Source organism: Salinisphaera sp. T5B8, from assembly GCF_040361255.1.
Taxonomy (GTDB): Bacteria; Pseudomonadota; Gammaproteobacteria; order Nevskiales; family Salinisphaeraceae; genus Salinisphaera.
This window is the reverse complement of record NZ_APNG01000008.1, coordinates 166,735-174,481: the sequence shown is the minus strand read 5'-3', so window position 1 is coordinate 174,481 and position 7,747 is coordinate 166,735. Positions and strand designations below refer to the sequence as shown.

General features: G+C 64.1%; 8 protein-coding genes and 1 tRNA gene. All 9 read right to left on the bottom strand.

What is annotated here, in order from left to right; genetic code table 11:
• Positions 1-34: 34 nt before the first annotated feature.
• Positions 35-108: transfer RNA gene (locus T5B8_RS09435), tRNA-Gln, on the bottom strand.
• A gap of 53 nt (positions 109-161) precedes the next feature.
• Entirely contained in the window at positions 162-554 is a 393-nt protein-coding gene (rpsI, locus tag T5B8_RS09430) for a 30S ribosomal protein S9 (RefSeq protein WP_293628550.1), read from the bottom strand.
• Positions 555-557: 3 nt separating this feature from the next.
• Positions 558-986 carry a 50S ribosomal protein L13 gene (gene rplM / locus T5B8_RS09425; RefSeq protein WP_353178227.1) on the bottom strand — a complete coding sequence of 143 codons (429 nt, stop codon included), beginning with the start codon at positions 984-986 and terminating at the stop codon, positions 558-560.
• Between the two features lie 116 nt (positions 987-1,102).
• On the bottom strand, positions 1,103-1,690 hold the full coding sequence (locus tag T5B8_RS09420) for a nitroreductase family protein (RefSeq protein WP_353178225.1): 588 nt from the start codon (positions 1,688-1,690) through the stop codon (positions 1,103-1,105).
• Between the two features lie 36 nt (positions 1,691-1,726).
• On the bottom strand, positions 1,727-2,266 hold the full coding sequence (locus T5B8_RS09415) for an LPS-assembly lipoprotein LptE (protein WP_353178224.1): 540 nt from the start codon (positions 2,264-2,266) through the stop codon (positions 1,727-1,729).
• Positions 2,267-2,274: 8 nt separating this feature from the next.
• Complete coding sequence (gene leuS / locus T5B8_RS09410) at positions 2,275-4,713, bottom strand: leucine--tRNA ligase (protein ID WP_353178222.1); 2,439 nt, start codon at positions 4,711-4,713, stop codon at positions 2,275-2,277.
• An 88-nt stretch (positions 4,714-4,801) separates the two neighbouring features.
• Positions 4,802-6,337: an apolipoprotein N-acyltransferase gene (lnt, locus tag T5B8_RS09405; protein WP_353178220.1), complete on the bottom strand. Its 1,536-nt coding sequence runs from the start codon at positions 6,335-6,337 to the stop codon at positions 4,802-4,804.
• Between the two features lie 3 nt (positions 6,338-6,340).
• Complete coding sequence (locus T5B8_RS09400) at positions 6,341-7,201, bottom strand: CorC family transporter (protein ID WP_353178219.1); 861 nt, start codon at positions 7,199-7,201, stop codon at positions 6,341-6,343.
• Between the two features lie 74 nt (positions 7,202-7,275).
• Positions 7,276-7,743, bottom strand: a complete 468-nt coding sequence (ybeY, locus tag T5B8_RS09395; RefSeq protein ID WP_353158194.1) for an rRNA maturation RNase YbeY — start codon at positions 7,741-7,743, stop codon at positions 7,276-7,278.
• Positions 7,744-7,747 lie beyond the last annotated feature (4 nt).

Here is a 7,747-nt window from a genome sequence, read left to right as displayed (position 1 = left end):
AAAAAAAGCCCGCCAATAGGCGGGCTTTTGATGCTGGCTGGGGGAGAGGGATTCGAACCCCCGTTGACGGAGTCAGAGTCCGTAGTCCTACCACTAGACGATCCCCCAGCAAACTGGGCTGACCGCTCGCCGGGTAGGCGGCAAACGGTCGGCAATCGCCGCTAGCGCTTGGAGTACTGCGGCGATTTGCGAGCTTTGTGCAGGCCGATCTTCTTGCGCTCGACCTTGCGGGCGTCACGGGTCATGTAGCCCGCGGCGCGCAGCGGTGCACGCATCATTTCGTCATACTGTACCAGCGCCCGGGACAGGCCGTGGCGAATGGCGCCGGCCTGGCCGTTGGGGCCGCCACCGGCGACGGTCACGTTGATATCGAAACGATCGCTCGAATCGGTGGCTTCCAGCGCCTGACGCACGATCATGCGCGAAGTCGGACGGCCGAAGTATTCGTCCAGCGACTTCTTGTTAACCGTGATCTGGCCACTACCCGGCTTGATGAAAACGCGGGCGGTCGCGGTCTTGCGACGGCCGGTACCGTAGGCTTGTTCGGTTGCCATTGACTAAATCTCCAGCGTCTGCGGCTGCTGTGCGGTATGCGGATGCTCGGCGCCCGGATAGACGCGCAGCTTGCGGGCCATCTGACGGCCCAGCGGATTCTTCGGCAGCATGCCCTTGACGGCATGCTCGATCACGCGCTCGGGATGGGCGGCGAGCTGATCCTCGAGCGTGACGGACTTCATGTTGCCGACATAACCGGTGAACCGGTAATAGATCTTCTGCTGCGGCTTCTTGCCGGTCACCTTGATCTTGGAGGCGTTCACGACCACGATGTGATCGCCCACGTCCATATGCGGGGTGTATTCCGGCTTGTGCTTGCCGCGCAGGCGCGTGGCGACTTCCGAAGCCAGACGACCGAGCGTCTTGCCGTCGGCATCGACGACATACCAGTCACCGGGGACTTCGTCTTTCTTTGCAGAAAACGTCTTCATTGCACTGTATCCTGAACCAACGCGATTAGGCAGCCGGGGCGGCTGCGAAAGCGCGCAATTCTATCGGGGGTACGCGGGTTTTGCAACGCCCGTGGCGTGCCGATTTGCAACGCCGGTCAGGGCCGCTGTGTGAGTATCTCGTCGAGATCGCGGCGCTGACTGCGCGGGCGGCGTTTCGGATAGCCATACCATAGCAGACCCACGCAGTATTCGTGGGCGCTGTCGATCTCCAGGATCGGCGCCAGATCGGGGTGACGCGTGGCCTCGCCACTGATCCATTTGCTGCCCAGGCCCGCGCTATGCAGATACAGCGCGATATTCTGAATCGCGCAGGCACAGGCGGCATAGTCTTCGCGCGCGGTGACCGGGTCTTCATTAACAACACAGGTGATGGCCAGCCACCCGGGCACCGATTGCCAGCGCTCGCGCTTGGCCACCGCCACTTCGTCGCCCTTGCGCTCGGCGACCAGCCGTGTGTTGAGGTCGATGATGGCGTCGCGCGTTCTGGGCCCGAGCGTATAGAAACGCCATGGCTCGGTCAGATGATGATTGGGTGCCCAGCGCGCCAGTTCGACGGCCTCACGGATGATCGCCGGGTCCGGGATCTCGTCGGTGAATTGATCGACCGTGCGCCGCCCGCGGATGAAGGCAGCCGCGTCGGCGGGCGTGATCGGGCTGGGCTTGAGGATGCTGCGATCGGTCATGCGCGCGGTTTCGATTGCGACGGTTCGCGCGCCAGTCTAACGCGCGAGCTTTTCATTCGCGCTGGCGACGCGTAACAGAATCAGGTTGGCCAGTTCTTCGTGCATGCTGGTCAGCAGTTCGCTTTGTTCTTGTTCGGCGCCCAGACGTTCGGTGTTGTCGAAACTGTAGCTGCGGGTCACCGACAAGGTTTCGTTTTCCAGCTGGGTGGCGCCGTTGACCTCGTAATCGAAGGCGACTTCGGTGGTGAGTTCGTATTCGGCGACCTGACCATCGACGGGGCTGACCGAGACGATGCGCTGACGGTTGTCGATTTCGTCGATGGACAACCGCGCCGGCGCGCTGCTATCGCCCAGCACATGACGTTCACGCAGCCGTTGGCGCAGGGTTTCCACCAGCGGCGGATCACCGACCCGATAGTCGTCGCTGTAGCTGACGTACATGCGATCAATGCCATCGGGCAGCGGCGACGCCCCCATCAGATGAAAAGCACAGCCGGCGAGCATGGCGGTGAGCGCGATCAGCACGCCACCCAGGGCCACACGTCGGTCGAACAGGACAGCAGATATCGATTTCATGAGGCGATCTATACCACGAGATTAACGAGCTTGCCCGGCACGACGATGGTCTTCTTGATCGGCGCGCCGTCAATGAAGCGCACCACATTGGCCTCGGCCTGGGCAATCTCGGCCACGGCATCGCGATCGGCCGCAGCCGGCACGTCGATCTTGGCGCGCACCTTGCCGTTGACCTGGACCACCAGCGTGAGGGTATCGCGGGTGAGCGCGGACTCGTCGGCCTGCGGCCACGCGACATCCAGCAGCAGATCTTCGTGGCCCAGTGCGCGCCAGAGCGCATCGCAGACATGCGGGATGATCGGCGCAAGCATTTTCACCACCGCTTCCAGGGCTTCCTGGCGCACGGCCTGGTTCGACGGCTGGCCGCCATCGATCTTGCCCAGTGCGTTGCACAGTTCCATGACCGCGGCGATCGCGGTGTTGAACGTGGTGCGCCGGCCGATGTCGTCGCCCACCTTGCCAATGGTTTCGTGCAGCTTGCGGCGCAGCTCGCCGGCTTCGCCGTCCGCCTGCGTGGCCGGGGCGACGATGCCCGCCTCGACGTGTTCGGCAACCAGACGCCACAAGCGCTTGATGAAGCGATTGGCCCCTTCCACGCCCGCATCCGACCATTCCAGCGACTGGTCCGGCGGCGCGGCGAACATGGAGAACAGGCGCACCGTATCCGCGCCGTAGGTTTCGATGAGCGCCTGCGGATCGACCGTATTGCCCTTGGACTTGGACATCTTCGCCCCGTCCTTGAGCACCATGCCCTGGGTGAGCAGGCGCTTGAACGGCTCGCCGGCCTCGGTGAGGCCTTCGTCGCGCATCACCTTCTGGAAAAAGCGCGCATACAGCAGATGCAGAATGGCGTGCTCGATACCGCCGATGTATTGATCCACCGGCAGCCAGTAGTTGGCGCGATCGTCGAGCATCGACTCGGCATCCGGGCAGGCAAAACGCGCGAAATACCAGGACGATTCCATGAAGGTATCGAAGGTATCGGTTTCGCGGCGGGCCGGCTTGCCGCACTGCGGGCAATCCACGTTCACGAACTCGGGCATGTCCGGCAACGGCGAGCCCGTGCCCTCCGGGGTCACGTCTTCCGGCAACACCACCGGCAGGTCGGCTTCCGGCACCGGTACCGCGCCGCAATCATCGCAGTGGATGATCGGAATCGGCGCGCCCCAGTAGCGCTGACGGCTCAAACCCCAATCGCGCAGACGATATTGCGTCTTGCGGCGCGCGATACCGCGGCCTTCCAGGCGATCGGCGATATCGTTGAAGGCGGTGTCGAAATCCTTGCCGTCGTCGTCGCCGGAATTGATGAGCACGCCTTTTTCCACGCTCGCCTGCGAACTCACGTCGGGCGTATTGCCCTCGGCGGTGGCGATCACGGGGACGATGGGCAGATCGTAGGCGCTGGCGAACTCCCAGTCGCGCTGATCGTGGGCGGGTACGCTCATGACCGCGCCGGTGCCATAGCCCGTCAGGACGAAATTGGCGACAAAGATCGGCATGCGCTCGCCCGAGAGCGGATGACGCGCCTCGATGGGCAAGCGATAACCTTTCTTCTCGCGTGTTTCCAGGCTGGCTTCGGCAGTGCCGGCCTTGCGACATTCTTCACAGAAGGCGGCCAGTTCGGCGTCGTGCTCGGCAGCGGCCGCGACCAGCGGATGATCGGCGGCGACGGCCATATAGGTCGCGCCGTGCAGTGTATCCGGGCGTGTCGTATAAACCGTCAGCGGATCGTCGTAGCCCACGACTTCGAAATCGATTTCCAGACCGGTCGAACGCCCGATCCAGTTCGCCTGCATGGTCTTGACCGCCTCGGGCCAGCCCTCGAGCGCATCCAGATCGTCCAGCAGTTCGTCGGCATAGTCGGTGATGCGGGCAAACCACTGCGGGATGGCGCGTTGTTCGACGACCGCGCCCGAACGCCAGCCGCGCCCGTCCACCACCTGCTCGTTGGCGAGCACGGTCTGGTCGACCGGGTCCCAGTTGACGATCGATTCCTTGCGATAGACCAGCCCTTTTTCGAACAGCTTGGTGAACAGCCACTGCTCCCAGCGGTAGTAACTCGGATCGCAGGTGGCGATCTCGCGGGACCAGTCGTAGGCAAAACCCAGCTGTGCGAGTTGCTCGCGCATGGCGGCGATGTTCTCGCGGGTCCATTTCGCCGGCGGCACGCCGTTCTTGATCGCCGCGTTTTCGGCCGGCAGGCCGAAGGCATCCCAGCCCATCGGCTGGAGCACGTTCTTGCCGCACATGCGTTGATAACGCGAGATGACGTCGCCGATGGTGTAGTTGCGCACATGCCCCATATGCAGCTTGCCGCTGGGATACGGGAACATCGACAGGCAATAGAACTTCTCGCGGTCGTCGCGCTTGACTTCGAACGCGCGCGCGTCGCGCCAGCGGGCCTGGACATCGGCCTCGATTGCATCGAAACGGTAGGTGGAATCCATCGGCGGCTATCGATCGGGCAGTCGAAAACAGCCGGCAAGTGTACTGCCTCGCTGCGCGCTTCGCATCAGCCGCCGGCCGGGCGCTTGTTCAATCGCCTGTCTTGCGTGTCCGGCGCTGGCGACGTGCAAGCAGCCATGCCGCCAGCAACGACAGTGCGGTGACGGCAAAGCCCGCCCACCACAACGGCCGGTCGCCGATACGCATATAGGGCGTTTCGCCGCTACGCGGCTGGACCTGCGATTCGATCTGAGCGATCTGGAACTCGGGCGTGCGCTCGCGCAGGCGGCCGTCGTAGTCGATGATCGCGGAAATGCCGGTATTGGCTGCACGCAGCATGGGCCGCCCGGCTTCGAGCGCGCGCATGCGTGCGATTTCCAGATGCTGGGCCGCGGCGGTCGTGCCGGCAAACCAGGCGTCGTTGGTCACGTTTACCAGCATGCCGGCTTGCGGCAGCGCCTTGGCGATCTCGTAGCCGAAGGCATCCTCGAAACAGATCGACAGCCCCAGCTTCACGCCGTCGACTTCGATCAGGGCCTGATCATCGGCGCCGAAGCCGAAGTCGCTATAACGCATGTTGACGCCGTCGAGCAGCGTCTTGACGAATTCCGGGACCGGAAAGTATTCGCCAAACGGCACAAGATGGCGCTTGTAGTAACGCCCCTGCCCGGCGCCCAGCGCCAGCACGGCGTTGTAATACGGCGCGTCGCTGGCTTCATGGACCAGGATGCCGGCCAGCACGGTCTGATCGCGTTCACCCGCCAGCGTGGCGATATCGTCGAGATAGGCCTGCACCTGATTGGCCGGCGCGGGGATGGCCACTTCCGGCCAGACCACCAGGTCGGCGTCGGAGGCCTCGGTCATCGCCCGGTAACGTTCCAATGTGGTGCGAAAGACATCGCGATCCCACTTGACCGCCTGGGCGAAGTTGCCCTGAACGACATCCACGCTCACCGGCGCGCCGCTGGCCTGTGTCCATTCGGTGGTCGGCGGCGTGTACCACAGACCCAACGGCGCCAGACCGATGAGCACCACCGCCAGCGCCCGCGCGGGAATGGAGCCGGCGAACAACAGCACCACCGTGCCGGCGCTGGCCACCATCAGCGCGCCCAGGAAATACACACCGCCGATCGGGGCGAGCGCGGTCACCGGCGCATCGATGAGCGAGTACCCCAGCGACAGCCAGGGAAAGCCGGTCATCACCCAGCTGCGTACCAGCTCGGCGAGCAGCCAGGCACAAGGCACCACCAGCAGCGCCCAGAGCGTGCGCGGCAGCACGCGTGTCGCCCCGGCGAGTGCGCCCACCAGCGCCGGATACAGCGCCATGTAGACCGTGAGCAGGCACACCAGCGCGATCGCCATGGGCAGCGGCGCGCCGCCGTAGTAATAAGTGGACACAAAGGTCCAGTAGATGCCGGTGCCGAAATGGGCCAGCCCGAACACGAAACCGCGCCAGGCACCGCGACGCGCGCTCGCCGGCCACCACAGCGCAAGCAGGCCCACGAGTGCGAGCAGCGTGAGCCCGTAGTAGCCGAACGGGGCGAAACCCAGGGTTGCCAGCCCGCCGAACAGGGCGGGCAGCAGCACATCCAGGGCGGCGATACGCGCGATGCGTTTCGCAGCCATGCGCTACTCGGAGGCCTCCGGCAGGACCGTCATCTGAAACAGATGGATACGGCGCGAATCCGCGCGCTGCACATTGAACTGGAAGCGGTCGATGATGGTGGTTTCGCCGCGCTTGGGCATATGCCCGAATTCGTGCACGACCAGCCCGCCAATGGTGTCGAAATCCTCGTCCGAGAAGTCGGTCTCGAAATAGTCGTTGAATTCCTCGACCGGGGTAAGGCTGCGAATGAGAAAACGGTTGTGTTCCTGGCGCAGGATGTTCGCGCCTTCGGCCTGGTCGTATTCGTCGTCGATCTCGCCGACGATCTGTTCGAGCGCATCCTCGATGGTCACCAGCCCGGCCACGCCACCGTATTCGTCCACGACCACGGCCATGTGGTTGCGCGAGGCCTTGAACTCCTTGAGCAGCACGTTCACGCGCTTGGATTCGGGCACGTAAACCGCCGGGCGCAGCACCGCGCCCAGTTCGAACGCGTCGCTGTCCTGGCGATCCTCGGCGAGCTGGAGCATGTCCTTGGCCAGCAGAATACCGACGACCTCGTCGCGGGATTCGCCGATCACCGGAAAACGCGAATGGCCGGATTCGATGGCGATCGACAGGATATCGGCGGCGGCCGCATCGGACTCGACCACCACCATCTGCGAGCGCGGCACCATGATGTCGCGCACCTGCTGTTCGGACACCTTGAGCACGCCCTGCATCATCCACAGGGCATCGATATCGAGCAGTTCGTTTTCCTGTGCTTCGGTGAGCACTTCCACCAACTCGTCGCGATCGCGCGGTGGTCCGGCCAGGCTCATGCCGATCTGGCGCAGCCAGTTGCCGCTACTTCGACTCTGCTCGCTGTCGTCCTCGTCGCTCATCGTATGCGGCCGCAGCCGCGCCCTCCTCTCAAGCCCAGATGTCTGGCTCGGCCCTACGGCCTGCGGAATCGATTTCAGGCACTCACGGTGCGGTAAGGATCGTCGTGGCCGAGATCCGCCATCACCCTGCGCTCGAGCGCCTCCATGGTTTCGGCCTCATCGTCGCCGATATGGTCATAGCCGAGCAAGTGCAAAACGCCGTGCACGACCATATGACATAGATGCGCATCACGGCTTTTGTGCTGCTCGCCGGCCTCGCGCGCGATCACCGGCATGCAGATCGCCAGATCGCCGAGCACGGTCAGCCCCGGCAGTTCGGCGCCGGCCGGGAACGACAGCACATTGGTCGCATAGCGCTTGTCACGATAGTCGCCGTTGAGCTGGGCCGACTCGGCCTCGTCGATCAGACGTACGGCCAGTTCGTAGACGGGTTCGTCACTGCAACGCGCGCCTTCGAGGGCGGCGATTGCCGCGCGCTCGAGCATGTGCGGATCGGGCGCGTCGATGCCGGGCGCGCAGTCCAGCGCGAGTTCGATATTCATGCGG